Origin of the sequence: Pontibacter vulgaris (assembly GCF_022758145.1) — a bacterium.
Lineage (GTDB): Bacteria > Bacteroidota > Bacteroidia > Cytophagales > Hymenobacteraceae > Pontibacter > Pontibacter vulgaris.
On record NZ_JAJVDH010000002.1, the window covers coordinates 791,784 to 817,257 of the forward strand.

A 25,474-nucleotide genomic window follows, 5' to 3' on the forward strand; every position below is an offset into this window, starting at 1 on the left:
TATGTTTGTATTGAGAATATATCGGGATCATTGATAATTGAACCTAATTACAAACAGTAGCTTCAAACAAATTCATTGAACCTAATTTGTAAACGCCTTTCATCTATGAAACGTTTTTAATACGAGTACAGAACCTTTATCTTGTGCATTTCATAGCAACTACGCAGGGTAATACGAATCAATGAGCCTTCTTAACAAACTCCACACCCTGATCATACTGGTAGCAGTGATGATCGGGTTACTGATCGGACAGATACCAGTTGTTGCATCGAATGCGGCAACTTTCATCATACCGTTCCTGATGCTGATGCTCTATGGCTTGTTTTTAGCCATGCCCCTGAGTGGGCTAAAGCAAGGCTTCTTCCACAGGAAGTTCGTGGCAGCAAGCCTTTTGTTGAACTTTGTTTGGACACCACTGCTTGCTTATCTTTTAGGCTACCTGTTTTTAAACGAGCAACAGGCACTGTGGATTGGTTTTGTGATGCTGATGGTAACGCCCTGTACAGACTGGTACATCATCTTCACGGGCATAGCAAAGGGGAACACGGTCTTGTCGGCATCCATCCTTCCGTTGAACTTGCTGCTGCAAGTGGTGTTGCTCCCTGTTTACCTGCTGCTGTTTTTTAACCAAACGGGTATGCTGCCGATAGTTGCTTTGCTGGAAAGCATCGTGCTGGTGATAGCTGTGCCTTTTGCATTTGCCCATGCCACTCGGCTTCTCCTGCTCAAATCAAATAAACAGGGTTTTATGGAAGAAAAACTGCTGCCGTTCTTTGAATCCATGCAGATCATTTTCCTTGGGCTTGCCATCACGGCTATGTTCGCATCCGAAGGGCAGCTACTGTTTGAAAGTATAGATATAGTATTGGTAATGCTAATTCCGCTTTTGCTATACTTTCTAATCAACTTCGTGGTGGGCTGGATTACCAGCCGATGGGTGGGTTTAAACTATGTTGATTCCGTAAGCTTGAGCCTAACCACCTTGGCACGGAATTCCCCTGTTTCACTGGCAATAGCCGTTGCAGCGTTCCCAGACACACCGCTTATTGCCTTGGCATTGGTAATCGGACCCCTTATCGAACTACCTGTGCTGGCATTGGTTTCGCAGGCATTGCTTTTGATTAGAAGAAGAACAGGTTCATAGTAAAAGCTTACATATTTAAATAGGAAAGTAAATAATAAAGGCGACCTAATATGGTCGCCTCTGCTTTTATGGGATCTCTATCCAGCACAGCAACTCATTTTCTTCACATCTTTGGTAAAAGACATCGCTGCCAGTTTCACGCCTTCTGCCAAGGTCAGGTACGGGTGCAGTGCCGAGGCGAGTTCTTTCACGGTGATGCCGTACTTGATAGCAAGGCTCAATTCCATGGTCAGTTCGCTACCCTCGGGTGCTACTATCCTTGCCCCAAGCAACTGGTCAGTTTCTGGGTTGCGGATTAGTTTGATGAAGCCACGTGTATCCAGTGCAGCAATGCTACGAGGAACTTCTGTCAATGGCATGATGGTAGATTCATGTGGAATACCTCTTTCTGTTGCCTCTCGCTCGTCCAAGCCCACACCAGCCACCTGCGGATCGGTGAACACCACCCACGGTAGCACGTTGTAGTCAACTTTATGGTTCGAACCTTGGAAAGCATTACCTATGGCAGTCGTTCCTTCGTAGGCAGCCGTGTAGACGAACTGCGGAAGGTTATTCACATCACCGATGGCGTAGATGTTGGGAACATTTGTTTCAAGGTACTCATTCACCAGCACATGCCCTTTTATTCCAGTTTTCACACCTGTTTTCTCTAAATCCAAGTTTTCGGTGTTTGCTTTTCTGCCCGTTGCGATCACTAAGTGTGATGCCTTGATGGTCTGGCTTTGCCCGTTGGATACCAGTTCCGCTTTAACTGCACTGCCTTCCTGCCACACTCGCTGAATGGTAGCACCCGTTTTGATCTCCACACCTTCAGCTCTCAGGTGCTTTGTCAGTTCGTCTGTGATGTCCTCTGTTTCAACCTTTAAGATTCGATCCCTTACCACCACAGTAACTTTTGTACCGAGGCGGTTGTAGAGTTGGGCTATCTCCAAACCGATGTAACCACCCCCCACGATGATAAGCGAATCTGGCTGCTCTTCGAGGTCAAAGAGCGTGTCGCTGGTCAGGAACGCTACATCAGAAAGTCCTTCAATGGGTGGAATGTCCGTGGTTGAGCCTGTGGCGATGGCAATCTTTATGCCTTTGTAGGTTTCACCGTTTACAGTGATGGTGTTCATATCCACAAACGCTGCACGTCCTTCCAGCACGGTTAGGTGTTGCAGGTCAGGAAGCAAATCAAGGTACTTGCGTGTCTGCATCTCAGCTACCAATGCCTGCTTCTGCTGAATGATCTGCTTGAAGTTTACATTCGCACCTTTCGCCTGTACTCCATCAAAAGAGGAATGCATGGTATGGTGTACACTTTCGGCAGCCCTGATCAAAAACTTAGATGGCACGCAGCCCACATTCACGCACGTTCCACCCAGAGGCAAACCGCTGTTGACCATCAGCGTGGAGAGTTGCAGGTCATTTGCTCTGATGGCTGCTGCAAAGGCAGCAGATCCACCACCGATGATGATCAAGTCGAATTGCTGTTGCATATTATCTTTCTTTTTGGTCTGTTACTTTATAGCCTGTTTTCAGAATGGCTTTTTCAATGGCAGCTATACTGGTCTTGGTGCTATCGAATGCTACCACGGCATTACTGTTGTCATAAGAGGCTTTTGCCTTTACAATTCCATTAAGTGCAAACACTTCCTGCTCCACGTGTGCCTCGCATCCGCTACATGTCATGCCACTGATGCCAAACTCCACGGTTTTGGTCGTGTTGATACCAGCTACTGCCGTTTGCATCGCCTGCTTGGGCTTCGGGTAGAAGATGTGTGAGAAGGAAGGAAAAGCGAGCATCACGGCTGCAAATGCTGTAACCGCAAACAGAAAAGTCTTGGTCTGGAAAAAGCTTGACTTTTGAGCTTCGCAGTCGCAATCTTCCTGTTTTACAGGTCGAAGCTTCTGATACCACGCCAGCCCGAGAACGATTATGGTTGCACCAGCCAATACGTAGCGATAAGGCTCTAAGAAGGAAAATGAAGAGGCTACACCGCTTGTGCCAGCGAGCAGAGCCAACAAAGGTGTGATGCAGCACATCGAGGCTGCGATTGCCCCAAACACTCCTAATCCGATGAATTTATTCTCTGCTTTCATGCCAGTTCGAATATTTTATTTTCTTCCAGTAGTTTAAAGAATGGTCTGAGCATTTGCTCATATTTGGGTGTGAGTGAGTAAAAGATGGTCTTGCCTTCCTTGGTTGGGGTGATAAGATCTCGGTCTTTCAGCTTGCGCAGGTGCTGCGAAACGGCAGAAATGGTCATGCCAAGTACATCGCTCAGATCGCACACGCAGAGCCTGCTTTCCTCATACAGCAGGAACAGGATCTTTAACCTCACGTTGTTACCAGCCAGTTCAAGCCCTTGGGAAAGTTCGAAAAATGAATCGCTGAGTTCTGTTACCCGTTCCCTGCACCTTCTGATCTGGCTTTCGTCCGCTGCTTCTCTAATACAGTTGATTTCCATTATTTTAGTTTATCATTTAAGCAAACGCTAAAATAATAAAAAATAAAATACCTTGTTGCTTTGGAACATAAAAAGCTACCAGTACAGATAGAGCGGTTTAGCTGGCTAAGGCTTAAACATGTTTGAGAGTAGTGGTTCAAAGCATGTTTATCATACCAATGATTGGTCGAAGCTACCAGTTAAAAAAAATTTCTTAGAAAGTTTGTAGACCACCCCCTATCCGTATTATACTACCAGAAATCTCATGCTATGCTACAAAAGGATTTAACTCGTGATATAAAAACCAGACTGAATACCATCAAAGGACAGTTGGAAGGCATTATCAAAATGCTGGATGAAGATAAAGATCCCGAATCGGTGCTGGTGCAGTTCAAAGCTGCTGGTAAGGCACTGGAAACCGCTCAGTTCTTGTTACTGGACGAAACATTCAGAAAGTCTTTGGCTGTAAAGTTATCTGAAACGATGGAAAGCTGCACAGGGAATTGTGGACAGGAAGACAGGATTGATATGCTGCGAAGGCAGTTCCCGAACCTTACGGCTGATGAACTGACAAGCAAGATGAAAGAGATGCAGGCTGTTTACGACCAGATGAAAGAGAATCAGTCAAAGAATAAATCTGCTTGACAACCGCCCTATGTCCTGATGTAGCTTTGTTTAAATTTAAAATTTACGATTATGAAAAAAAGAAAAATAGAAGTATTCACCGCAGGATGTCCTGTCTGTGAACCAGTTGTGGAGATGGTAAAGTCCATGACCTGCGAATCCTGTGATCTAACAGTATACAACCTTGCAGAGCAGTGCGATACCCAAGAGTGCGTAAGCAAAGTGAAGGAATACAACATCACTTCCTTGCCAGCTGTAGTAGTGAACGGTGAATTGCTTTCCTGCTGCTCAGGCAGAGGTGTAAGCCGTGAGCAATTAGTGGCTGCTGGAATAGGAAGTGCAGCTTAAACTGGAACATATAAGCAAGGTATAGTTGCTTTGTTTAATTGGCTTTGTTGCTATACCCGACAAAGAGTTTAATGTTTAATATTATGAAAAGAAGATTTTTAGGAATCGCAACTGCCACTATGATGCTGGCAGGTGGATCGTTCTTCGCTTTCGCTGGAAACGGTGAGTTAAAGGATTGCCCGTTGAAAGGTACGCCTGATTGCCCGATCGTGAAGGAGTGCAAATTGAAGAACACGCCTAATTGCCCACTGGTAAAAAAGGAAAAGGCAAAGAAAGCAGAAGCAACGGCAACAGTTGCAGCAGACAGTACCTTGCCATCCTGTTGCAAGAAGAAGTAAAAATTAAAAAGAGCATCCAGAAACGGTTGCTCTTTTTTGTTAGAGCCTACACATACTTCCTTTCATTAACATCTTATAAGTATATCTTAAACAGGTATCATCATTAATGATTTGATAACACTAAACTATTTGTATAATGATTATGTTAATCGTAATATTGCGATCATACGATAAGAATAATGGGACTGACGAAAACCGAGAATTTCTCCGAAAAGCAAAACGAGGTTGCCAAGCTGCTCAAAGCCTTGGGGCATCCAGCAAGGATCGCCATCATCGAACACCTGCTGAAAATGAAAGCCTGTGTGTGCGGTGATCTGGTCAGCGAACTTCCGTTGGCTCAAGCCACTGTTTCGCAGCACTTAAAAGAATTGAAGAACGCTGGCATCATTAAAGGCACGGTGGAAGGTAATGCTGTCTGCTACTGCCTTGATGAAAACGCATTCGAGTACCTGAAAGGTTACTTTTCTAACATACTGGCAGATGTGAAGTGCCAGCAATCAAACTGTTGTTAATATTTTAAATAAGACGACCATGAAACTATCCGAAGTAAAAAATATCCTGCAAACTGCCGATACGGTGGATTTCCAGTTAGATAACGGAGTAAAAGTGCCAGAGCATTTCCACGTAACCGAAGTGGGCGTGGTAACCAAACACTTCATCGACTGCGGTGGCACGGTGCGTACCGAGAAAGTGGCGAACTTCCAGCTATGGGAAGCCAACGACTTCGACCACCGCTTAAAGCCCCAGAAGCTGCTAAACATCATCGCCCTGTCTGAAAAGGCATTGGGCATGGAAGATCTGGAAGTAGAGGTGGAATACCAAGCCGAAACGATCGGCAAGTACGACCTTGGCTTTAACGGAAACAACTTCGTGCTGCAGTCCAAGACGACCAACTGCCTTGCCCCAGACAAGTGCGGCATCCCGAAGGAGAAAATCAGAATCAACCTCAAAGAGATGCAGTCGGACAACGCCTGCACACCAGGTAGTGGCTGCTGCTAAGCAGCCACTACTCTTCCAAAGTTATCCAGACTTATATAATTTACCCTTATACAAGACACCATGAGTAAGATTGTTCTCTTCAGCGACATCCACGCCAACCTGCCTGCCTTGGAAGCTTTCTTTGAAGATGTGGAAACCAGAAAGCCCGACTTCATCTATTGCCTCGGGGATCTGGTGGGCTACAATATCTGGGCAAACGAGGTAGTAGACGAGATCCGCAAACGCAACATTCCGACCATCGCTGGCAACTATGACTTCGGTATAGGCAGAGAAAGCAACGATTGCGGATGTGCTTACAAGACAGATCAGGAGAAAGCCAACGGAGCGGTTTCCATCTCTTTTACCAATGACATTATTAAGCCAGCACAACGCCAGTACCTGCGGTCGCTGCCAGCCCATATTAAAGTAGAGTACCAGCTAAACAACGACAAGTTGAGCCTGCTGCTGGTGCATGGAAGCCCGAGAAAAATAAACGAGTATCTGTTCGAGGATCGGGATGAAAAAAGCCTGCTGCGGATCATGCAGGATGCTGATGCCGACATCATGTGCTTTGGGCACACGCACAAGCCGTACCACAGGATCTTGGATTCTGGGGAAGAGGGCAAGCCACACTACAGACATGTCATTAACATCGGATCGGTAGGTAAACCCAAGGATGGAGATAACCGTGGTGGCTACGTGCTGCTGACCATAGACGAGAACAGTTCGGTGCTGGACAAAAACAGCATTCAGGTAGAGTTCATCCGCTTCAAGTATGATTACGAGAAAGCTGCCCGTGCCATTGAAGAATGCATTCTGCCGAACGATTACGCTGAGAATTTAAGAAAAGGCTGTTAAACTATACGATATGAGCGTTACAAACTGTGCCCCCACGTACGAGAGGAAGAAGCTACGCTTCTTTGACCGCTACCTAACCCTGTGGATCTTCCTTGCCATGTTCCTTGGCGTGGGTATCGGGTATTTTTTGCCTGAATCCTCTGGGTTTATCAACTCCTTTTCCAGTGGCACGACCAACATTCCGCTTGCCATAGGTCTGATCCTGATGATGTACCCACCTCTGGCGAAAGTGCGGTATGAGAAGATGGGGGAAGTATTTAAGAATGTGAAGATCCTGAGCATCTCGTTGCTATTGAACTGGATCATCGGACCACTGCTGATGTTCTTTCTGGCAATCATTTTCTTCCACGACCAGCCTGAGTACATGGTCGGGCTGATTTTGATCGGCATCGCCCGATGCATTGCGATGGTGATGGTCTGGAACGAACTGGCAGAAGGCAACAGGGAGTATGCAGCAGGCTTGGTGGCGTTGAACAGCATTTTCCAGATCTTCTTTTACAGCCTATACGCTTACCTGTTCATCTCCGTGCTGCCACCATACTTTGGGGTAAAGAGTGCTGAGATCAACATTACCATCGGGCAGATAGCCGAGAGCGTGATGATCTACTTAGGCATTCCGTTCTTTGCTGGCGTGATCAGCCGTTACGCCTTGATCAGTTGGAAAGGGCTGGATTGGTTCAACAACAAGTATATCCCATTCATCTCGCCTGTTACGCTGATTGCATTGTTGTTTACAATCGTGCTGATGTTTAGCCTGAAAGGAGAATTGATCGTGCAGATCCCGTTTGACGTGGTGCAGATCGCTGTTCCACTGGTGCTATACTTTGTGATCATGTTCTTTATCAGCTTTTTTATCGGCAAAAAGCTTGGGGCAGACTACTCTAAGAACGCAGCCATATCCTTCACGGCTACGGGTAATAATTTTGAGTTAGCCATTGCCGTTGCCATCGGCATCTTCGGCATCAACTCTGGTCAGGCATTCGCTGGTGTGATCGGACCGCTGGTGGAAGTGCCAGCATTGATTCTGCTGGTGAACGCTGCATTCTGGTTTAAGCGGAAGTGGTATAATAGAAGGGAAACATTGTCTGCAATTGACAATGTGTAAAAGGAAATGATAAGTTGCGTTATACCTGCACTTTAAATAATAAAAAACCCACTGATTTAAACCAGTGGGTTTTTTATTATACTTTGTAACCCTCGGCAGGAATCGAACCTGTATCAAAAGTACGAAACATTAATTCTACTTAAAGTTCAGGGTAAACAGTAGCTATGGCTCTTTTAATGCGTGTCTGGTATTCATGCACTTGATGTATACCTTCTTTAGAGATTAAGCTAATCAGCAGGTTGTTTTCATCGTCTAACACATCTACGACAGCAATCTCTAATGTTGATTCTATAGTTTCAGTTAAAAAATTACACAGATCGTTCTTATAGGCTTCTAAACTCCAATTCGGAATCTGCCAGTTACGCTGGTTAATCTTTTTTGTACTGAGAATTCCATTGTTTATTAGCTGCCTGATTTTGTCTGGTGAAACATTAAGTATATCGGCAGCCTGTTTGGTGGTATAAAATTGCTGATTATTCGTAGCAAATAGTGGATTTGCTTCATGCAATCTTATTTCCAATTTTAAATCTCCACATAGAATCGTCAGCTTATCAATATTAGCCGAAATGGTATCCAGCATCTTTGTCTTATCTATAGCAACACCTACTCTATAATTAACAAATGAGATGGCATCAGATTTTTGTAGATTGTAGTTTTCCAAAATCTCACTATAAATTTCTTTTGTCTTCATGTTAGTTGTAGTTGATATTCATGAAGTCTGACACTTCTTGTATGTCTTCTTCTGGAGATAACTGAATGTATTTATCAAATTCTCGCTCGCTGCTATGCCCCGTAAACTGCATGATCTTACGCTTTGGATACCTTCCTTCATTGTAAAGAATCGAGGCAAACGATCGTCTGCCAGAGTGGCTGCCAGCAAGAGAATAGTATTCTACTTCTTTATACTGCGCAAATTCACCACGCCATTCTACCACCCATACTCGATCTACTTTCTTTAGATATTCAGTAAAAAATTGTCTTAGGAAAACCTTAATGCACTTATTGTATTTACCATCGTTCATATTCAAATCGTAGCTGTTTTTTTCCAGCAGGTCTACAATGGTTTGATTGGAGTTGAGTAGGAACTCGGCATTGGTCTTCTTCGCTTTTTGTTTACCAAGCTCAATATGGTGGCGTTTTATATTTCGTAAATCTGATATCCTGTTTGCTGTAAGTATGCTGACTACAAAGTAATCTTTAGCTCGCACCAACAACTCCTTTGACACACCTTTTTCAAGCTTTTTCCCCTTAGAGTGTTCAATATAGATGTCATCTTTAATGATGCTTTCAAATTCTTCTGAAGCCAGTAGTTTTAAATCTTCACGCTTTTTAAATGCAAATTCGATGTTGGTGTATCCCACAATCTTTTTTTCGCTCTTCACTTTTTTCAAAGCATCACTCACAGTATCATATTTGATATTTATACCCTTCATTTTCTGTGCCCAAAGGATAAATGATCTGAAAGCATCTAATCTCTTCAGTAAGGTATTGTTGTTCATCCCGAAGTTAGTGTCAAACTCGGATTGCTCAGGTTGCGATTTTGATAAAAGATGATTGGGCTTTCCCACATCATACTTCGTGCTTTTAGGCTTATGTAATAAAAAATAATCAATCAGGTCACTGAGAAACTTTTCATTGATGTCGTTGAACTTGTAGTTGCGGTTCTGGAACTGACAGAATTGTGTATAGGCTGATGCAAATGCCTTTACAACACTTTTACTATTCCTATTCTTTTCTTCAAATATTTCAACATACTCAGCAAGATAATCGCTGATGAAAGTATAGTTTCGCTGGCTTTCTTCTTTGTAATTGGCAATAAGATCATCCAGTTGGGCAGCGGTGGGTTTGTCGAGGTGTTCGTCAAAAAACAGTTGAATGATTCTCTCTATTTTGCCTTGCACTTTAATGATCTTATCTTCGTCATCTTTAAAGTTTTGTGGATTCAACGAGTTGTTCTTCGTGAACTTATTACCCTTATCGAACTGTGCCTTATTCTTTACATAGACATTCGTCTTGTACCTTTTAGTACCTTCTCGGGAGTAGTAAACCTTTACATGCACTTTATCACCTTCTTTCACTGCAATTAGTGATGTATGCTTACCTAAATAATCCATTTTTCTCGTCAATATTTCGTCAAAATAATCAAAATTTCGTCAAGAAAGCAAGTATGAAGTTGTATATAGTTATAAGCTAATAATTTATAATATAGATAATAAATAATTGATAATTAGGTATTTAGTGTTTTATTTGTGAGTTGAGTTGTTTGAAGTTGTTAGGAAAAGGCAGAACCTCACTCTCTGCACCAAAAGCCCCTAAATTGCTGATAAAGCGATTTAGGGGCTTTTTCTTTTGCGCATACTTAGCTCACAGCAATAAATAAACTATAACTATGGAAAACCAAGGCACCTGGACCAAAGACGAAGAAGGCTACATGGATTTTGAGCCATCAGAGATGCAGCGCATGTATGAAGTTGTGACCGACAGTTATCATCAGGTGTACAACCAATACCTGGATGAACTTGATGACGATGACGAAGCCTACTATAAAGCTTTGGAAGACGGTTACGAAATGATAACGGATTATAAGTTGATAAACGGCGCTGAGGAATTTGCCACTACTTACACCACACCAACTCATGTTTTGGATATCTGGTATGAAACAGATGCCATTACAGGCAAGCGGGTTTATGACAAAGGCTTTATCAGAATCAGCAGAAAATAGATAAGTTGGGCCCGCTTTAGGAAGTATAACTACATGGTTTTAAGTATAAGCGGGAGCAAGTAGGGCGTTTTCAAGTACGGCGTTTTATAGTTATTCCTTTAATCATACCTAGACGAATAGCTGTAAATTTTCAGGCCACAACCAAAGTACCAGTAAGCCTCCGGCAATAGCAACTCCAAACAAAGTGGCTATGTAAAAGAATATTTGCCGGCCACCAAGTATAGCCACAATACCCGCCTTAAATGCCAGGTTAGCAAGCGCTGCCACCAGTATAATGCGCCAGCCACTATCCAGGGGCAGGTTGCCGGCGTGCATCAGTTGCGACGTGGAAAGCGTAATGGCATCAACATCGGTAAGGCCGGAAATGATGGCGACAATAAAAAGGCCGTTGCTGCCAAAAGTATCTTCTGCAAAAGCCGTTGCCAGTAAAACCAATGCATAAACAGCACCAAAGGCCAGGGCACTTTTCAGCTGTGCCGGGTTGCCTTGCTCAGGCATTTTTTCGTGGGTAGGTTTTTTTATAAAGTATAAAGCGGTAGCAATTACCAGCATCAGCAGGAAAACAGCAGCGAGTGGCGGAATTACCTGTGGCGTTGTGGCCGGTGCAACTACAAATATCTCCACCATTATCCGCAGAAAGGCGATCGTAGAAGCCATAAGTATAATAAAAGCTGCCGGTGTTATACTTGCGTCTGCGCCTTTTGCTCTTCTTGAGAAAGAAACTGTAGTAGCTGTGCTCGAGATCAGGCCGCCCAGAATGCCGCCCAATAATGTGCCTGCTTTCCCGCCAAATACCTTATAAGCAAAATATCCTGCCAGCCCGATACCTACAATTAATACCACCATCAACCAGATATTGTAGGGGTTTAGCACATTGTAAGGGCCGTAGGTTTTATCAGGAAGTATAGGAAGTATAACTAACGAGATAACTACAAACTGCATGATGGCGCGCAGGTCTTTTTCGCCGAGGCGGGCAATAGCCTGGTGCAGGGTTTCTTTCAGGTGCAATAAAACAGCTACTAACCCACCTATAGCTACAGCCACTGCCGTATTGCCGGCAACCAGATAAGCGCCAACGGCAAACATCAGCAGCAGGGCGGCCTCAGTGGTTTGGCCAATATCTACGTGCTCCTGGTTCCTTTGCAACAGGTTAGCCACTACAACTATAGCTGCTGTGCCTACTGCCCCGGTAGCTATCATCCAGCCGCCATAATCCTGCGCCAGCCACGCGCATACCGTACCAAAAACAGTAATAAGCGGAAACGTACGGATGCCAGCAATGCGGGCTTTTTCGTGCTGGCGTTGCAGGCCCACAAGCAAACCAAGACCAAGTGAGATAGCCAATGTCTGGAAGAGTTCAAGATCGGGCATAGAAGATCAGGTGCAATAGAGCTTAAGTATAGGTATAAAAAATAAAAGTATAGCCGAAGCTATACTTTTATACTTGAATATTAGAACTGGGTTATACTTATCAGATTCCGATCTGTTTATACTTAGAATGTCAGAGCGCCTGCAATTTCTTTCAACGATACTTCGGCCAGTTTGGCAAGATACTGCGCGTTGCTGTAGCGTACGGTAGCGTTTACATAATTAAGCTGCGCCTCCCGGAACTCGATAGGGGTGATGCTGCCGATTTTGAACTTATCCATCGTGATGTCGAGATTACGTTTTGCTATCTGCTGGTTCTTTTCTTCAAGGTCTACCAAGGCCAGGCTGGTCTGGTATGTGTTGAAGGCAGTAGTTAGCTGTGCGTTTATACTTTGGCTCAGTCTTTCGTAGTCGAGCTGGGAGTTGCGGATAAGTATGGCAGCGTTCTGCTCGTTGCGTCGCTGCTCAAACCCGTTAAAAATAGGCACAGATGCCGTTACCCCATAGTTAAAGCCGTTACCCGTAGATAAAGTGGTAAAGCCAATTGCTGATTCGGACCGGCTGAAGTTATAGCCTGAGTTAAGAGAAACAACAGGTAATCTGTTAGCTTTAGCCTGTTTCAGGTCCAGTTCGGCGACACGTTTGTTAATGATAGCAGCCTGCAGGGTAGGGTTTTGCTGAGTTGCTTTTTCGGTTAATTGTGCCAGTGTCAGTTGCTCATCAATGGTAATGGTATCAACCACGCTAAAACGGGTAGCCACATCGCGGGCCAATAGCTGGTTCAGTTGCGTCTGGGTATTCTGATACAGTTCGCGCTGGCGCAGCATATTGGTAGTATCGGTGTTAAAATCTACCTGCGCGTTCAGTACCTCGAGGCGGGCTGCTTTGCCTATCTCGAAACGGTTCTGGGCGGTTTGCACCCGCAGTCTCGAAATTGCCATGGCAGTATCCAGTGCTTTAAGTTGCTGCTGTTGCTGCACAAGGTCATAATACGTACCGATCACGTCGCCCACGCGGGCAAGTATGGTTTGCTTCAGGTTAGCTTCGCCAAGTTTCTGCAGTTCTTTCAGCTGGTCGTAACGGGCAAACATGCCAAGGCCATCAAAAACCGTCCAGTTCAGGCTTACGCCATAGTTCAGGTTTGATCCTTTGGCACCATTGCGTTCTATTACCTGGCCGCTTTCACGGGTCTGGGCACTGTTCTGAATGGTGTTTACCTGCGAAAGGTTAGCTGAGACACCCGGCAGCATACCCGCATTTCCGCGCGTTACATTGTTCTGGTTTATCTCCAGGTTATTGGCTACAAGTTTAATGTCGTAGTTACGCTCCAGGGCAATTTTAATGGCGTCTTCCAGCGTCAGGACTTCCTGTGCGTTTACCTTGCCTGTAAATACAAGCAGCGCAAACGCAAGCAGGATAGTAATTTTATACTTCATAAGGAGTATCTGCGTGTGATTTTAGATTAATTAAACAGCTGCTTTTTCGTAAGCTTCGATCTGGTCGAACTCCGGATGGTGCTTGCGCTCTCTCGACCACATGGCATAAATAGCCGGGATAACGAACAGCGTAAGTATAAGCGAGAACATCGTTCCGCCCACAATTACAATACCCATACCCATACGGCTTTGCGCGGCAGCTCCCAAGGCCAGCGCAATTGGCAAGGCACCCAAGGCAATTGCTAAACTCGTCATCAGGATCGGACGAAGACGGGCTTCGGCAGCTTCCAGAATCGCTTCGTGTTTCGGTTTGCCCTGTTCCCGGAGCTGGTTGGCAAACTCCACTATCAGGATACCGTTCTTCGTTACAAGCCCTATCAGCATAATGGTACCAATCTGGCTGAAGATGTTCCAGGTCTGACCAAATAGCCATAACGAAAGCATGGCACCGGCTACCGCCATTGGCACGGTAAGTATAATAATAAGCGGATCGACAAAGCTCTCGAACTGGGCAGCAAGTATAAGGTAGATCAAAAGTAAGGCAAGGCCGAAAGCAAATGAGGTATTAGAGCCACTTTCCACAAAGTCGCGCGACTCACCACCCAAATCAGTTGTAAATGTTTCATCCAGCACTTTTTCCTTCACGCGGTCCATGGCTTCAATGCCATCGCCAATACTCATGCCCGGCGATAAACCAGCCGAAACGGTGGCCGACATATAACGATTGTTGTGGTATAGCTGCGGCGGGCTGCTGCGCTCCGACATGGTTACCAGGTTATCCAGCTGAATTAACTTTCCATCTTTGCTGCGAACAAAAAGCGAGGTCAGATCAAGCGGGTCGTTACGGTCAGGGCGGTCGAACTGGCCCATTACCTGGTACTGGCGTCCGTTCATCAGGAAGTACCCGAAGCGCTGGCCGCTCAGCGATAACTGTAAGGTTTGCGCCACGTCAATTACCGATACACCTAAGCTTTGCGCTTTTTCGCGATCAATAGAAATGTTGATCTCCGGCTTATTGAATTTCAGGTTAACATCTACGTTCGAGAAAACAGGGTCTTTGCTGGCTTCTTCCATAAATGCAGGGATCTTTTCCTCCAGCTTCTGGAAGTTTGGTGCCTGTATAATATATTGAATTGGCTGGCCACCGCGGCGGTTTACAGAGATGGTTGGCTGTTGCGTTACCATAATGCGGCCTTCAGAATATTTACGGGTCAGGCCGGTCAGGTAATCTGCCACTTCCTTCTGCGAGCGCTCACGTTCATTTGGCTGCTTCATGGCGATACGCATCATGCCGCTGTTTACAGAACCGGCACCACCAAAGCCCGGCGAAGTAATAACCAGGTTAACTGCTTTTTCGGGGATAGAATCGTTTACCAGTTGGGTAAGCTCCTGCATAAAACGGTCGGTGTATTCGTAAGAAGCTCCTTCAGGGGCACTTACCTGCACACGCAACATACTTCTGTCATCGTAAGGGGCGGTTTCTTTCTGAAGTATAGTATAGAACAAACCTATCAGGCCAATACAGAAAATAATAATCGGGAAACTAAGCCATTTACGCTGCATAAAGCCACTCAGCGCACTGGCATAACCGGCATTCATTTTCTGGAAGTAGGGCTCTGTAAAGTTGTAGAACTTCGTTTTCTTCTGGTGGCCGCCTTTCATCAGGTAAGCGTTCAGCATTGGCGTAAGCGTCAGCGATACGAAAGCCGAGATAAGTACAGCTGCCCCAATCACGACACCAAATTCCCGGAACAAACGCCCGACAAAACCTTCAAGGAAGATAACCGGAAGGAACACAGCTGCCAGCGTAATCGAAATCGAAATTACTGCCAGGAAGATTTCGTTAGAACCTTTAATAGCAGCTTCTATCGGCGACATGCCTTCTTCTACTTTCTTAAAGATGTTCTCCGTAACCACAATACCATCATCCACCACCAGACCTGTAGCCAGAACTATAGCCAGCAACGTGAGTACGTTTACTGAGAAACCGCACAGGTACATGATAAAGAAAGTAGCAATAAGCGAAACCGGGATATCTATAAGTGGACGGAAAGCGATGCTCCAGTCGCGGAAGAACAGGTAAATGATAAGTATAACCAGTACCAGCGCTATAAGTATAGTTTCAGCCACTTCGGTTACGGACTTTTTGATGAATATCGTGTTATCCATCGCAATATCCAGTTTCATATCTTCAGGCAGGTCTTTTTTTAGTTTCTCGAACTGCTCATAGAATTTTTCTGAAATATCAAGGTAGTTGGTGCCCGGCTGCGGAATGATGGCAAGTCCCACCATCGGCTGGCCGGAGTTGCTCATCTTGGTCTCCAGATTTTCAGGGCCAAGTTCTGCGGTACCCAAGTCGCTGAAACGGATGATCTTGTTGTTGTCTGATTTTACGATCAGGTTATTGAACTGCTCGGCAGTAGACATGTTACCGAGTGTTTTTACAACCAGTTCGGTGTTCTCGCCGCTTATTTTACCCGAAGGTAATTCTACGTTCTCACGGTTCAGGGCGGTGCGCACATCACCTACAGTTAAACCATAAGAGGCCAGTTTCATCGGGTCCAGCCAGAGGCGCATGGCATAGCGTTTTTGCCCCCATATCTGCACACTACTTACGCCAGGTATCGTTTGCAAACGCTGCGAAATCACGTTCTCGGCATAGTCGCTGAGCTGTAACTGATCGCGGTTAGCGCTTTGCACGGTCATGGTAATGATCGGCTCCGAGTCGGCATCGGCTTTAGAAACTACCGGTGGCGCATCAATATCCTGTGGCAAACTTCTTACCGCCTGCGATACTTTGTCGCGCACGTCATTGGCCGCTTCCTCCAGGTTCTTGTCCAGATTAAACTCGATGTTAATGTTACTGCGGCCCTGGTTACTGGACGAGGAGATATTGCGGATACCATCAATGGAGTTAATGGCTTTTTCGAGCGGCTCCGTTATCTGCGACTCAATAATATCGGCGTTGGCACCCGAATAACTTGTACTAACCGAAACAATGGCCGGGTCGATGGACGGATACTCGCGCACCCCCAGAAAGCTATACCCGATAAAACCGAACAAAATCAGAATCAGGTTAATAACGATCGTAAAAACGGGGCGCTTTATACTTGTGGTGGATAAACTCATACTTTTCGCGCTTTATCTATTTCTTTCCAACTGCTACTTTTACAGGCGTACCTTCTTTCAGGGTCATGATGCCGGTGGTCAGAACCGTGTCACCGGGCTGCAAACCGGATGTTACCAGCACATCTTTTTCGGTGCGGGTAGAGGTTTCTACCATCGTTTCCTTGGCTTTTCCATCTTTCGACACAAATACCTTTTTGCCGTTCTGCACAGGTATAATTGCTTCTGTAGGCACCAGCAGGGCACCTTCAATAACAGTTAAAGGCAGCTCAATGTTCGCAAAAGAACCAGGCATCAGGCTTCCGTCTCCGTTTTCAGCACGGGCGCGCAGTTGCAGTGTACGGCTGCTGGCTTCTATTCCCGGCTCTATTGCATAAACGGTAGCAGTATACTTTTTGCCTGAACCAGCTACTGTAAAGCTTAGTCGTGTATTTTCTTTTACCTGTGTGGCATACTTTTCCGGAACCGAAAAAGTGATTTTAATAGGATCGGTGCTTACTAGATTGGCTACCACAGTTTCCGGCGAAAGGTAGCTGCCCTCAGATATAGAACGCAGACCAATACGGCCGGAGAATGGTGCACGTATAGTTGTTTTTGCCAGTTGGGCCTGTATCAGTTGTATCTGTGCCTGAGCAGATTTAAGGTCAGCGCGGGCTACATCGTACTCTTCACGGCTGATGGCCTCTTTTTTAAGAAGCAAACCTGCACGGCGCTCGTTTTCAGCAGCAAGGCTCTGGCGTGTCTGAGCCTGCGCAAGTTGGGCGCGTAATTCCGAATCATCAATCTTTAGTAAAACCTGGCCTTTGCTTACTTTACTGCCTTCGTTAAAAGAAATAGAGCGCACCAGCCCCGAAACCTGGCCACGCACAGCTACCTGCTCGTTTGCTTCCATTGAGCCCGTTACTGAAAGGGAGTTTGAAAACGATTGTGGTTGCACAACTACACCATTTACACGCATAGCCGGCATGCCGCCCCCCTTACCAGATTTGCCCCCAGGGCCTCCGCCTCCAGGTCCGCCACCAGCTCCTTCGCTTTTGTTTTTTGTAATGCGATAGGCTACCAGGGCGCCAAAACCAAGTATAAGTATGGCATAAACGATGTGCTTAACTTTCATAAGTTGTCAGGGTGTTTTATTTATTTTATTGGTGGCGGCTGGCCACACTTTATGTTTTACTTTATTATTGGTAATACAAAGTATAAATTCCTGCTGGCAATATAACTTGTTTGCTGTAAGGTGTTTAAATTGCAATTTATACTTTGTGTTTTACCTGGTCGGGCTTTATTTCGGGCCTGCTGCAAAGTATGCATACTTTGACAGCGCAGCCAGGCAAAGGTTTAATTATAATTTTTTTAGCTAGCCTGTTTCCTGCATTCTTACTTGCGGGCATTCAGCGCTTTTAAAGTTATAACGTTATCCAGTTAAATCGAAACCTGCCAATGTTTTTCTATACAAATGAACACTATTTAAAGACAAACAGCATCTTTGTAGGGCTAAACCGTTTTCTAAAATTTTAGACAAAGTATGAGCGAGGATAAAAGAAATTTTTTTTCGGATGTGTATGAAGTTGTTCGGCTGATACCTGAAGGGCGGGTAACTTCTTACGGCGCCATTGCCAGCTATCTGGGTTCTAAAGGCTCGGCCCGCATGGTAGGCTGGGCACTTATTGCTTCGCATCCTGCTGTTAATATTCCGGCGCACCGTGTGGTAAACCGCGTGGGTATGCTAACCGGCAGCCAGCACTTTGAAGGACCCAATGCCATGCAGGAGCGGCTGGAAAAAGAAGGAGTAAAGGTTAAAAACGACCAGGTAGTAGATTTCGATAAACTGTTCTGGGACCCGGCGAAGGAGCTTTTGTAAGTCTGGAAGTTTAGAAATTAAGATTTTGTTGGGGCGCGACTTGTCTGTGGTTTTAGTGCGTACTTACTTTGGCTATGAAGCTATACCTGATGAAAGCTTAATACATCTCATCTTGTTAAAATTATTGTCCTGTAATCTACTGGTACGTTCTGATTATTCACTGTGATCTGCTTTACTAAGGTGGTGCTGGGACAGCACCCTGATGAGTTGGTGCGGGAGATGGCCAGATTTAAAGTATCGGTCTGACCCAGTGCCGTAACATAGTAAGTGGTAATTTCCGGGATTATAGCTACCTGTACGTGGTCAGTCATGTACCGAACCTGGGCAGGCTGTTTTGTGCCATTCTGCATAAAGTATATTTCTACATCATCCTGCCCGAGCTGCGCATTGTTACTAAACAGTAGGTCTTCACCGGTTGAATTTGATCTGATGGTAAAAGCAAAAGCGTCTACAGAAAGGCAGTCTATACCTCCGCAATTGTCTTTGCAGGAGTAGAGCAGCGGCAGAAGTATAAAAAGTGTAAAGTATAGCTTTTTCATGAGCTGGATATGTTAATGTTTAATATGGTAAGTAACTGTATTATACCCGGCAAAAATGCCCAGGCCGTTGCGGATGTTGTTGTGCACGGGGCCTGGCGTGGTCATAAAGTTGTCGTTATACGATTGCTTTACTAGGGTGCGGGCATAATGGTAATAGTCGGGGCTGATCTGTGCGATATTGAGGTATACCGTCTTTCCTTCAATTAAAGTATAACGCTGCTTCAGCGTGGTGGCTTTTCCGTCAATCAGTTTGTCGCTGAAGAAGTAACTGTTGCCCATCGTGAATTCCTGTTCTATAGGTGCCTGAAAATCCAGGCCAACATAGTTCTTATAGGCCTCACCAGTATAGGCCGTATCCGGAAAGTAGGCGCTGATGGCGTAGTAATTCTGCGTGTTTGGTGCATCATCCAAAACAAAGCTAACCTCAGCCTCCGGTATATTAGGGTCTATGGACGATGACGCCCTGGCTACTTTTAGCGCCCGTGTAGCAGGCAGGGCAGGGGCAAAATTGGAAGCCTCACAGGCCGGAAACCCCGGGGCTGATACCTTCAACGTATAATGCTCCAGTGCCTTTGGCAAAGCTTCCTCCGATTTATACTTGCCATTTCTGGTATGCGCCAGGTTGAACAGGTATTTGCTGCCCTGGTATACTTCCACGGTAGCATTTTGTACCTGCTCGTAAGGTGCGTTGGAGAGGGCGTTCTGGCTGGCACTTATATCCACGCTCCAGGCGCTGTCGGGGGTAAACATGCTGTTTACGACCAGTTGGGGCTCCTGCTCCGGTAATTCCAACTCTACAATATCGGTGCAGCTCCACAGCAGCAGGGGCAGATAAAGCAGGAAGAGTATCTTGCGTGTCAGCATCTTTCTAAAACTTGAATCCATAACTTACAGAAGGTAGCACCGGGAACAAGGATTTCTGGTACAGCCGGCGTGGAGAACTTGTGCTTGAGCCGGTGCTGCTCAGGTACAGGTAATAAGGATTTTTGTGGTTGTAGGCATTGTACACCGACAGGTTCCAGCTGCGCTCGCCCCAGTTCTTCTTTTTGGTATGCGTCAGGCTAAGGTCGAGGCGGTGGTAAGACGGCATCCGGTAATTGTTGCGCTCCCCCAAGTAGTCTGCCGTTTCGATAGTTGGGGAATAAGTTCCGGGGCGGTAAGCTGTCGGGTCTTCCAGCGCTTTATACCTGGTCAGCGGCAAGGTGGTGGCAAAGCCGGTACGGTATACCCAGCTGCTACCCAGGCTCCAGCGCTCATTCAACTGGTGGTTGGCTACCAGGGCAATGCTATGGCGGCTGTCGTAAGTATAAGGGTATTTTTGATTATGGTTAATGCTGTCGAGTTGGCGCCACGACCAGGCCAGCGTGTAGGCAAGCCAGCCGGTGGTGCGGCCCTGCCGTTTGCGCAGCATGGTTTCCCAGCCGTAGCTCCAGCCTTTGCCGCTGGCAATGCGCGTCTCGTAAGGCGGGGCCGCAAAATTAGCGAAGTTGGTTTCAGGTCCGCTACGTATAAAATCGCCTATAAAATCTCCCCCATCTTTAAACTCGGCCACATCCTGCATCTCCTTGTAATACAGATCGGATGTTAGTTCCAGCTTATTCTGGGCCAGCGAGGCGGCCGCGCCTAAGGTCGTTTGCCACGAGCGCTGCGGCTTTACTTTATCGGTGGCCGGTACCCAGATATCGGTAGGAGTGCCCGTGGAGGTGTTGCTAAGCAGGTGCAGGTACTGGGCCATGGTGGCGTAAGAAGCACGTATACTTATACCTTTGGCAGAAGTATAACCCAGCGCCAGGCGTGGCTGCAGCGACGTATAAAAAGCGCCGTTCACGGCAAACCCCGAAAAATGTAGCCCGATGGTAGCCTGCAGGCGCTCGCTTAGTTGCAGGCGGTCGTCAGCATAAGTATAAAATTCATGCGCCCGGATGGTGGAGAAAGAGTCGGAAGTAAGGGTAAGGGTGTCGGTGCGCAGCGTGGTAGATTCCGGGCTGAAGTTGTGATAGGTATAGCTGCCTCCAAACCGGATACTGTGCCGGGCAGTGGCCGCAAAATCAAAATCGGCTTTGGCACCCCAGTCTTTTATGCTGGAGCTATACTCTGTTTGCCGTTGTGTTTTGTTTTCGCTCTGTATCGTGCTGGACTCCGTGTCCTGGCTAAAACTGTAGCGGCTGTGCGTAAGGGTGAGGTTGCTGAACAGCCTAGGCCCGAATATGTGGTTCCAGCGCAGGGCACTGGTGGCATTGCCCCAGCGCATTTTAAACTGCTGCTCTTCTTGCTGGTTTTGGCCGGCATATTCATCTTTATCAGAGAATTTATCCTGGCCGCCATACACGCTCAGGTACAGCCTGTCGGTAGCAGAGAACGTATGGTTTATCTTGGTGTTGATATCATAGAAGTTATAGTTGCTCATCTTCTCACCATTCAAGGCAGCTGCGGCCGCTGCCAGTGCATCGAGGTAGGTGCGGCGTGCGGCTACCAGGTAGGAGGTTTTCTCGTTTCTGATCGGGCCTTCCAGCAGCAGTTTAGAAGAGATAAGGCCCACGGCACCTTCACCGGAAAATTGCTGGTTGTTGCCCTCTTTCAGCTGCACATCCATAATAGAAGAGAGCCTGCCGCCATAGGGAGCCGGAAAGCCACCTTTAACCAGGTCCACGTTTTTAATGGCATCCGGGTTGAAAACAGAGAACATGCCCAGCAAATGCGACACATTGTACACCGGCACGCCATCGAGCAGGATCAGGTTCTGGTCGGGGCCGCCGCCGCGCACGTGCATATCCGAAGAGCCCTCGCGACCTGCCTGCACCCCCGGCATCAGTTGCAAGGCTTTTACCGCGTCGGCTTCGCCCATCAGGCGCGGGAGCTGCTTCAGTTCGGCACTCCGCATCGAAAGGCGGTTGGCCTGTTGCAGGTCGGTTACTTTTTCGGCTGTTACGGTTACCTCCCGCAGCTCGTTTTCTAGTGGCTGTAGCTGCAGCGTGATGAGCGTGTCGCGGCGAAGGGTGGGGGCAGAGAAACTAAGCGGGGTGTAACCTAAATAGCGCACCTGTACCTGCAGCGCGCCGCTTGGTACGCGCAAACTATAAAAGCCATAGGTATTGGTGGTAGTGCCGGTAACTCCTGCCGACACCATAGCGCCGGCCAGGCGCTCGCCGGAACGGGCATCCTGCACAAATCCGCTAACCGTTACCTGTGCCAGGGCTGTGTAGCTGCTGCTTGCCAAAGCCAGCAGTAGCACCAAGTATAAACGCCGCATAATTTATACTTTACCGCTCCAGTACAAGACTGACTTTTATCACCTTTGTTACAGGGTTTGCACCAGCAGGTGTTCTTAATACAATAATGTCGCCTTCCAGTTCCAGCCTGTCGTCATTCCGTTGCACGATGGAATACATATCGGAAAGGTTATAGGTGTTGTAGGGGCCTTTGTGAAACATGCCAAGGCTTTTTCCTTTTTCCGAAACATTATAGGTTAAATCATTGATTGGCTGCGAGCCGAAAGTATACGTAGCGGGGCAGGACTTTGCTGCACCGTCCAGGTCGCATTTGGTGAAGGTGATGCTACCGGAGCTGGGGAGTTTGGTGGTGTCTTGCTTCAGGTGCGTTACCTGTTTTATTTGCCAGGTGCCGTCGAGCTGGTTCAGGGTTTTCTGGTCTTTATCGCAGGCAGTAAAGGCTGCAGCTGCAAGTATAAGCAGCAAAAGGGCGTAAAGTTGTTTCATAGCGGAAACGAAAGAGAAATAGGGTTAGGATATTTTTAAATATACTTATTCCGCTATAAATAAAAAAGGAAAGTTTTGACCGATTTGTAACATCTGCTTTTCTGCAGCAATGTGCTACCTGATGTCAGGAAGGTATTTTGAAAATGTTACGCACCTTGTGTGCAGGAGCTGCTTATACTTGCGGCTTCTGCAGCCAGGTATCATAGCTCATTTCGAACCTGATCTCATTTGATCCATGTAGTCCGGCTTCAGTCCAGCCCTGCAAGCGGTAAAACTTTTCAGCTCTTGTATGAAATCCTGTCCCTAACCAGAAGGTTTCTTTTGTTTGACTGAAATACCAGTTGAGCATGGTGTTGAGTAGCCTTTTGCCAATGCCTTTGCCTTCATACTCTGGCTTCAGAAACAGAGCCCATACATTGTTTTCCTTCAGGTCAACGATGGCAAAACCTACAATTTCATTATTTACCTCGCATACCCAGCCCTTGCCCCGTATGGTCAGGTATTCTACGCAATGTTGGTCGGTTACAAGGGCAGGGTTCGAGAGCACGTTCTCTTTTACTGAGTGCCGTACAATCTGAATCTGGGGAATGTCAGTAATAGTTGCTTCTCTGAAGATCATTTTGGATCAGGGCTGGTTGCCTGTGTTATAAGGTGGCGTTATTTTTAGTTTCGTCAATCTCGGCTTTTATTCTTTTGTTGATGTCGATTTTGGCTCCTGTAAAAGTATAAATTGTTGTTCTGTATTCTCTGGCAAACTTATTTGTTATGGAGCCAGACACTGTAGAAGTATGAAAATACGGACTGGTTTCTTCCAGTTCATTGTTGCTGCCATCGTAGGTTTTAACTCTTATCAGGTGGTTGTATTGCCGGTTTAGGTTAAACCAGTTAATATAATCTGCGCTGAAAGAAACGGCTTTGATATTTCTCATGGTGTAAAAATTTATCGCCCCTGCCTGGCCATAATTATCGCAGAGAACAAGTGTTTTTTCAGGTTCAGGAAGCTTCGAGTAAATGCTATCTACTTTGCGAGCCAGCTCTTTCCAGCCCAGCATATCTGCGTAATCTTGTGGCAATAAATGGTCTTTGCCGTCTTCCCAGCGCAGCATACCCAAATCCTTGTATTGCTGTTTGTGTTTTACTATGTACTCCGGGCTTTTATTCGGGAAGGCTAAATTATACATCGGAATAAAAATCAGTACAGGAATTGAAAAAGCTACTGGTTGCAAATATTTTCGCCAGTCATACTTCAGAATGTTAATCAGGAAAACAGACCCGAACGCGATATAAATAGGGTATAACCCAATAGCGTAATAATCTTTAGCCTTGAAATAGGTAAAAAGGAAAAGCGTAAAAGTAATGGCCCAGAAAAAAGATCTATACTTTTCGAATGGCTTGTAAAACAGCAAGGCATACAGAGCTGCGATAATGACAAACAAAGAGCCTATAAAGAAATGCAGCTGAGATTTCAAGAATCCCCATCTATCCACATGTACTAATTGGGTGTCGGCCAGCTCTTTAAGATGATGTATAACAGGAAACTGGTTAGTGTATTGCCATAAAAGGTTTGGCAGAATAAGCAACACGCCCAACAGAATTGCTAAGTAAAGTGATTTGTTTACCAGTAGCTTACGTTGCTCAGTTAATAAAACCGCCGGTAAAAGGCCTGCCAGTAAAAAGACTATGTTATACTTGTTCAGGAAACCGATTGCAAATACAGCCGCTCCAATAAAAAGCCATTTTTGCTTTTCTGTGTTAATGTACTTTATAACAACAAAGTAAAAAGTTGTCCAGCACAGCACATCCAGGGAGTTAGGTTGATAAAGTGTGTTCAATCTCAGCAGAATAGAAAACAGAACACCGGTTGCTCCCAATGTTAATGCAACCAGATTTCCTTTTAACTCTTCAATCGTTTTCCAGACAACCAGAATGGTTAAGGCACCAAAAAGAGCCGGAAAAAACTTAACCCAAAACACGCCGTTGCCTAACAGCTTAATTAAGAAGGATATCCAGGAGGTAACTGGCGGAACAGATAAATAACCCCACGCTAAATGGTTTGCCTGGTCAAGATGCAGGTACTCATCACGGTGCAGATCGTACGCAGGGCTAATCAGAATATACTGCAAAAAGAATTTCAGAATGATAAACCCTATTAAGATTATTGTTCTTTTTGCCATTTAGAGCTGTGTTTTGAGATAATGGTTGGGACGGCTTGGATAAACTGTGGCGGAGCTAAAGTTTAGCTGTGGTTAGCAGCAACTAATTTGCCTGTAAAAGTATTTTCACTTATTGAAATTTGCTTCAATAAACGTTTTCAGTTCTTTGAACAATAAATTGCAATGTTCCACTGAATCGATGCCTGAATAAAACCAAGTTCTACGAAATTCAATATTTATAGCAACTTGCTCTGGTTCAGTAAAGGATACTTTACGTACTTCTCCAAGTCCATACATTAAATCCTTCTCTGGATTGTGTTTTAAATCATTACATATATCTTTTCGAGCAATAAGACCGATTTTTTCATTGGAAAAAAAATCTTCTATAATTTGCTTCATTTCGGGGAATTCCTCCCTTAAATATTCTTTAATAGAGTAGTAGGTTTGAGTAAAATTAAAGACGCTACTAAAAAGTTTGTCTTCAAGTAACTTCTTTAATTCTTGTTCTTTATTGAAAAGTCTATAAGTTTCTTCATTTAAAGGGTATTGCTTGTGATACCCTAAACCAACTTCAAGAAAAGTGTCTTTTAGAGAATTGTCGTAGCAATCATTGATATCGTCAAGATTAAATTGAAGAGTTTTTAATCTTTGAACAATCCTTTGGTTTTGCATCATTTAAACTTTCATGAAATCTGTTTTACACTAATTAGTAGTTTTGCCCAACGTTTA

General features: G+C 45.6%; 26 protein-coding genes. 10 read left to right on the plus strand and 16 right to left on the minus strand.

What is annotated here, in order from left to right; translation table 11 throughout:
* The first annotated feature begins 181 nt into the window (after positions 1–181).
* Positions 182–1,144, plus strand: coding sequence for an arsenic resistance protein (locus LWP20_RS04605; RefSeq protein ID WP_242926933.1), 963 nt, complete (start codon positions 182–184; stop codon positions 1,142–1,144).
* Positions 1,145–1,221: 77 nt separating this feature from the next.
* Here LWP20_RS04605 and merA read toward each other — a convergent pair whose 3' ends face one another.
* From merA to LWP20_RS04620, 3 genes are read right to left on the minus strand one after another with little or no spacing between them, the layout of a single operon-like run.
* Positions 1,222–2,625: a mercury(II) reductase gene (gene merA / locus LWP20_RS04610; RefSeq protein ID WP_242926934.1), complete on the minus strand. Its 1,404-nt coding sequence runs from the start codon at positions 2,623–2,625 to the stop codon at positions 1,222–1,224.
* A 1-nt stretch (position 2,626) separates the two neighbouring features.
* On the minus strand, positions 2,627–3,229 hold the full coding sequence (merTP, locus tag LWP20_RS04615) for a mercuric transport protein MerTP (RefSeq protein ID WP_242926935.1): 603 nt from the start codon (positions 3,227–3,229) through the stop codon (positions 2,627–2,629).
* On the minus strand, positions 3,226–3,597 hold the full coding sequence (locus tag LWP20_RS04620; RefSeq protein WP_242926936.1) for an ArsR/SmtB family transcription factor: 372 nt from the start codon (positions 3,595–3,597) through the stop codon (positions 3,226–3,228). Before LWP20_RS04620 ends, merTP begins: the two co-directional genes overlap by 4 nt.
* Before the next feature lie 249 nt (positions 3,598–3,846).
* Here LWP20_RS04620 and LWP20_RS04625 point away from each other — a divergent pair, with 249 nt between their 5' ends.
* The 7 genes from LWP20_RS04625 (at position 3,847) to arsB (ending at position 7,827) form a co-directional block, all read left to right on the plus strand.
* Entirely contained in the window at positions 3,847–4,221 is a 375-nt protein-coding gene (locus LWP20_RS04625; RefSeq protein ID WP_242926937.1) for a metal-sensitive transcriptional regulator, read from the plus strand.
* A 51-nt stretch (positions 4,222–4,272) separates the two neighbouring features.
* On the plus strand, positions 4,273–4,548 hold the full coding sequence (locus LWP20_RS04630; protein WP_242926938.1) for a thioredoxin family protein: 276 nt from the start codon (positions 4,273–4,275) through the stop codon (positions 4,546–4,548).
* A gap of 83 nt (positions 4,549–4,631) precedes the next feature.
* Positions 4,632–4,886, plus strand: coding sequence for a hypothetical protein (locus LWP20_RS04635; RefSeq protein ID WP_242926939.1), 255 nt, complete (start codon positions 4,632–4,634; stop codon positions 4,884–4,886).
* Positions 4,887–5,065: 179 nt separating this feature from the next.
* Complete coding sequence (locus LWP20_RS04640) at positions 5,066–5,398, plus strand: ArsR/SmtB family transcription factor (RefSeq protein ID WP_242926940.1); 333 nt, start codon at positions 5,066–5,068, stop codon at positions 5,396–5,398.
* A gap of 19 nt (positions 5,399–5,417) precedes the next feature.
* Positions 5,418–5,885 carry a DUF6428 family protein gene (locus tag LWP20_RS04645; protein ID WP_242926941.1) on the plus strand — a complete coding sequence of 156 codons (468 nt, stop codon included), beginning with the start codon at positions 5,418–5,420 and terminating at the stop codon, positions 5,883–5,885.
* 60 nt (positions 5,886–5,945) lie between these two features.
* Positions 5,946–6,722: a metallophosphoesterase family protein gene (locus tag LWP20_RS04650; protein WP_242926942.1), complete on the plus strand. Its 777-nt coding sequence runs from the start codon at positions 5,946–5,948 to the stop codon at positions 6,720–6,722.
* 10 nt (positions 6,723–6,732) lie between these two features.
* Positions 6,733–7,827, plus strand: a complete 1,095-nt coding sequence (gene arsB, locus LWP20_RS04655) for an ACR3 family arsenite efflux transporter (RefSeq protein WP_242926943.1) — start codon at positions 6,733–6,735, stop codon at positions 7,825–7,827.
* 139 nt (positions 7,828–7,966) lie between these two features.
* Here arsB and LWP20_RS04660 read toward each other — a convergent pair whose 3' ends face one another.
* Together LWP20_RS04660 and LWP20_RS04665 are read right to left on the minus strand one after the other, a co-directional pair.
* Complete coding sequence (locus LWP20_RS04660) at positions 7,967–8,518, minus strand: helix-turn-helix domain-containing protein (RefSeq protein WP_242926944.1); 552 nt, start codon at positions 8,516–8,518, stop codon at positions 7,967–7,969.
* Between the two features lies 1 nt (position 8,519).
* Positions 8,520–9,941, minus strand: a complete 1,422-nt coding sequence (locus LWP20_RS04665; protein ID WP_242926945.1) for a site-specific integrase — start codon at positions 9,939–9,941, stop codon at positions 8,520–8,522.
* 275 nt (positions 9,942–10,216) lie between these two features.
* Here LWP20_RS04665 and LWP20_RS04670 point away from each other — a divergent pair, with 275 nt between their 5' ends.
* Entirely contained in the window at positions 10,217–10,549 is a 333-nt protein-coding gene (locus LWP20_RS04670; RefSeq protein ID WP_242926946.1) for a hypothetical protein, read from the plus strand.
* A 108-nt stretch (positions 10,550–10,657) separates the two neighbouring features.
* On the opposite strand, the gene LWP20_RS04675 is transcribed toward LWP20_RS04670, so the two are convergent.
* The 4 genes from LWP20_RS04675 to LWP20_RS04690 form a co-directional block, all read right to left on the minus strand.
* Entirely contained in the window at positions 10,658–11,920 is a 1,263-nt protein-coding gene (locus LWP20_RS04675) for an MgtC/SapB family protein (RefSeq protein WP_242926947.1), read from the minus strand.
* Positions 11,921–12,042: 122 nt separating this feature from the next.
* Entirely contained in the window at positions 12,043–13,353 is a 1,311-nt protein-coding gene (locus tag LWP20_RS04680) for a TolC family protein (protein ID WP_242926948.1), read from the minus strand.
* Between the two features lie 30 nt (positions 13,354–13,383).
* Entirely contained in the window at positions 13,384–16,482 is a 3,099-nt protein-coding gene (locus LWP20_RS04685) for an efflux RND transporter permease subunit (protein ID WP_242926949.1), read from the minus strand.
* A 16-nt stretch (positions 16,483–16,498) separates the two neighbouring features.
* A complete protein-coding gene (locus tag LWP20_RS04690; RefSeq protein WP_242926950.1) occupies positions 16,499–17,593 on the minus strand; it encodes an efflux RND transporter periplasmic adaptor subunit in 1,095 nt (364 codons plus the stop codon).
* A gap of 408 nt (positions 17,594–18,001) precedes the next feature.
* On the opposite strand from LWP20_RS04690, the gene LWP20_RS04695 reads away from it, so the two are divergent.
* Positions 18,002–18,337 (plus strand): MGMT family protein, encoded by a 336-nt coding sequence (locus tag LWP20_RS04695; protein ID WP_242926951.1) that lies wholly within the window; start codon positions 18,002–18,004, stop codon positions 18,335–18,337.
* A gap of 107 nt (positions 18,338–18,444) precedes the next feature.
* On the opposite strand, the gene LWP20_RS04700 is transcribed toward LWP20_RS04695, so the two are convergent.
* The 7 genes from LWP20_RS04700 to LWP20_RS04730 form a co-directional block, all read right to left on the minus strand.
* Positions 18,445–18,876 carry a hypothetical protein gene (locus LWP20_RS04700; protein WP_242926952.1) on the minus strand — a complete coding sequence of 144 codons (432 nt, stop codon included), beginning with the start codon at positions 18,874–18,876 and terminating at the stop codon, positions 18,445–18,447.
* Positions 18,877–18,888: 12 nt separating this feature from the next.
* Positions 18,889–19,740 carry a DUF4249 domain-containing protein gene (locus tag LWP20_RS04705; protein ID WP_242926953.1) on the minus strand — a complete coding sequence of 284 codons (852 nt, stop codon included), beginning with the start codon at positions 19,738–19,740 and terminating at the stop codon, positions 18,889–18,891.
* Positions 19,741–19,744: 4 nt separating this feature from the next.
* Positions 19,745–22,126 carry a TonB-dependent receptor gene (locus LWP20_RS04710; RefSeq protein ID WP_242926954.1) on the minus strand — a complete coding sequence of 794 codons (2,382 nt, stop codon included), beginning with the start codon at positions 22,124–22,126 and terminating at the stop codon, positions 19,745–19,747.
* Positions 22,127–22,136: 10 nt separating this feature from the next.
* Positions 22,137–22,592 (minus strand): hypothetical protein, encoded by a 456-nt coding sequence (locus LWP20_RS04715; RefSeq protein WP_242926955.1) that lies wholly within the window; start codon positions 22,590–22,592, stop codon positions 22,137–22,139.
* Between the two features lie 172 nt (positions 22,593–22,764).
* On the minus strand, positions 22,765–23,211 hold the full coding sequence (locus tag LWP20_RS04720; protein ID WP_242926956.1) for a GNAT family N-acetyltransferase: 447 nt from the start codon (positions 23,209–23,211) through the stop codon (positions 22,765–22,767).
* Positions 23,212–23,236: 25 nt separating this feature from the next.
* Complete coding sequence (locus tag LWP20_RS04725; protein ID WP_242926957.1) at positions 23,237–24,766, minus strand: glycosyltransferase family 39 protein; 1,530 nt, start codon at positions 24,764–24,766, stop codon at positions 23,237–23,239.
* A 105-nt stretch (positions 24,767–24,871) separates the two neighbouring features.
* Positions 24,872–25,420, minus strand: a complete 549-nt coding sequence (locus tag LWP20_RS04730) for a hypothetical protein (protein WP_242926958.1) — start codon at positions 25,418–25,420, stop codon at positions 24,872–24,874.
* Positions 25,421–25,474 lie beyond the last annotated feature (54 nt).

Excerpts from the sequence above, each read along its gene's own strand:
- LWP20_RS04605 (WP_242926933.1), top strand. The coding sequence starts at position 182 with ATGAGCCTTCTTAACAAACTCCACACCCTGATCATACTGGTAGCAGTG.
- merA (WP_242926934.1), bottom strand. The coding sequence starts at position 2,625 with ATGCAACAGCAATTCGACTTGATCATCATCGGTGGTGGATCTGCTGCC.
- merTP (WP_242926935.1), bottom strand. The coding sequence starts at position 3,229 with ATGAAAGCAGAGAATAAATTCATCGGATTAGGAGTGTTTGGGGCAATC.
- LWP20_RS04620 (WP_242926936.1), bottom strand. The coding sequence starts at position 3,597 with ATGGAAATCAACTGTATTAGAGAAGCAGCGGACGAAAGCCAGATCAGA.
- LWP20_RS04625 (WP_242926937.1), top strand. The coding sequence starts at position 3,847 with ATGCTACAAAAGGATTTAACTCGTGATATAAAAACCAGACTGAATACC.
- LWP20_RS04630 (WP_242926938.1), top strand. The coding sequence starts at position 4,273 with ATGAAAAAAAGAAAAATAGAAGTATTCACCGCAGGATGTCCTGTCTGT.
- LWP20_RS04635 (WP_242926939.1), top strand. The coding sequence starts at position 4,632 with ATGAAAAGAAGATTTTTAGGAATCGCAACTGCCACTATGATGCTGGCA.
- LWP20_RS04640 (WP_242926940.1), top strand. The coding sequence starts at position 5,066 with ATGGGACTGACGAAAACCGAGAATTTCTCCGAAAAGCAAAACGAGGTT.
- LWP20_RS04645 (WP_242926941.1), top strand. The coding sequence starts at position 5,418 with ATGAAACTATCCGAAGTAAAAAATATCCTGCAAACTGCCGATACGGTG.
- LWP20_RS04650 (WP_242926942.1), top strand. The coding sequence starts at position 5,946 with ATGAGTAAGATTGTTCTCTTCAGCGACATCCACGCCAACCTGCCTGCC.
- arsB (WP_242926943.1), top strand. The coding sequence starts at position 6,733 with ATGAGCGTTACAAACTGTGCCCCCACGTACGAGAGGAAGAAGCTACGC.
- LWP20_RS04660 (WP_242926944.1), bottom strand. The coding sequence starts at position 8,518 with ATGAAGACAAAAGAAATTTATAGTGAGATTTTGGAAAACTACAATCTA.
- LWP20_RS04665 (WP_242926945.1), bottom strand. The coding sequence starts at position 9,941 with ATGGATTATTTAGGTAAGCATACATCACTAATTGCAGTGAAAGAAGGT.
- LWP20_RS04670 (WP_242926946.1), top strand. The coding sequence starts at position 10,217 with ATGGAAAACCAAGGCACCTGGACCAAAGACGAAGAAGGCTACATGGAT.
- LWP20_RS04675 (WP_242926947.1), bottom strand. The coding sequence starts at position 11,920 with ATGCCCGATCTTGAACTCTTCCAGACATTGGCTATCTCACTTGGTCTT.
- LWP20_RS04680 (WP_242926948.1), bottom strand. The coding sequence starts at position 13,353 with ATGAAGTATAAAATTACTATCCTGCTTGCGTTTGCGCTGCTTGTATTT.
- LWP20_RS04685 (WP_242926949.1), bottom strand. The coding sequence starts at position 16,482 with ATGAGTTTATCCACCACAAGTATAAAGCGCCCCGTTTTTACGATCGTT.
- LWP20_RS04690 (WP_242926950.1), bottom strand. The coding sequence starts at position 17,593 with ATGAAAGTTAAGCACATCGTTTATGCCATACTTATACTTGGTTTTGGC.
- LWP20_RS04695 (WP_242926951.1), top strand. The coding sequence starts at position 18,002 with ATGAGCGAGGATAAAAGAAATTTTTTTTCGGATGTGTATGAAGTTGTT.
- LWP20_RS04700 (WP_242926952.1), bottom strand. The coding sequence starts at position 18,876 with ATGAAAAAGCTATACTTTACACTTTTTATACTTCTGCCGCTGCTCTAC.
- LWP20_RS04705 (WP_242926953.1), bottom strand. The coding sequence starts at position 19,740 with ATGCTGACACGCAAGATACTCTTCCTGCTTTATCTGCCCCTGCTGCTG.
- LWP20_RS04710 (WP_242926954.1), bottom strand. The coding sequence starts at position 22,126 with ATGCGGCGTTTATACTTGGTGCTACTGCTGGCTTTGGCAAGCAGCAGC.
- LWP20_RS04715 (WP_242926955.1), bottom strand. The coding sequence starts at position 22,592 with ATGAAACAACTTTACGCCCTTTTGCTGCTTATACTTGCAGCTGCAGCC.
- LWP20_RS04720 (WP_242926956.1), bottom strand. The coding sequence starts at position 23,211 with ATGATCTTCAGAGAAGCAACTATTACTGACATTCCCCAGATTCAGATT.
- LWP20_RS04725 (WP_242926957.1), bottom strand. The coding sequence starts at position 24,766 with ATGGCAAAAAGAACAATAATCTTAATAGGGTTTATCATTCTGAAATTC.
- LWP20_RS04730 (WP_242926958.1), bottom strand. The coding sequence starts at position 25,420 with ATGATGCAAAACCAAAGGATTGTTCAAAGATTAAAAACTCTTCAATTT.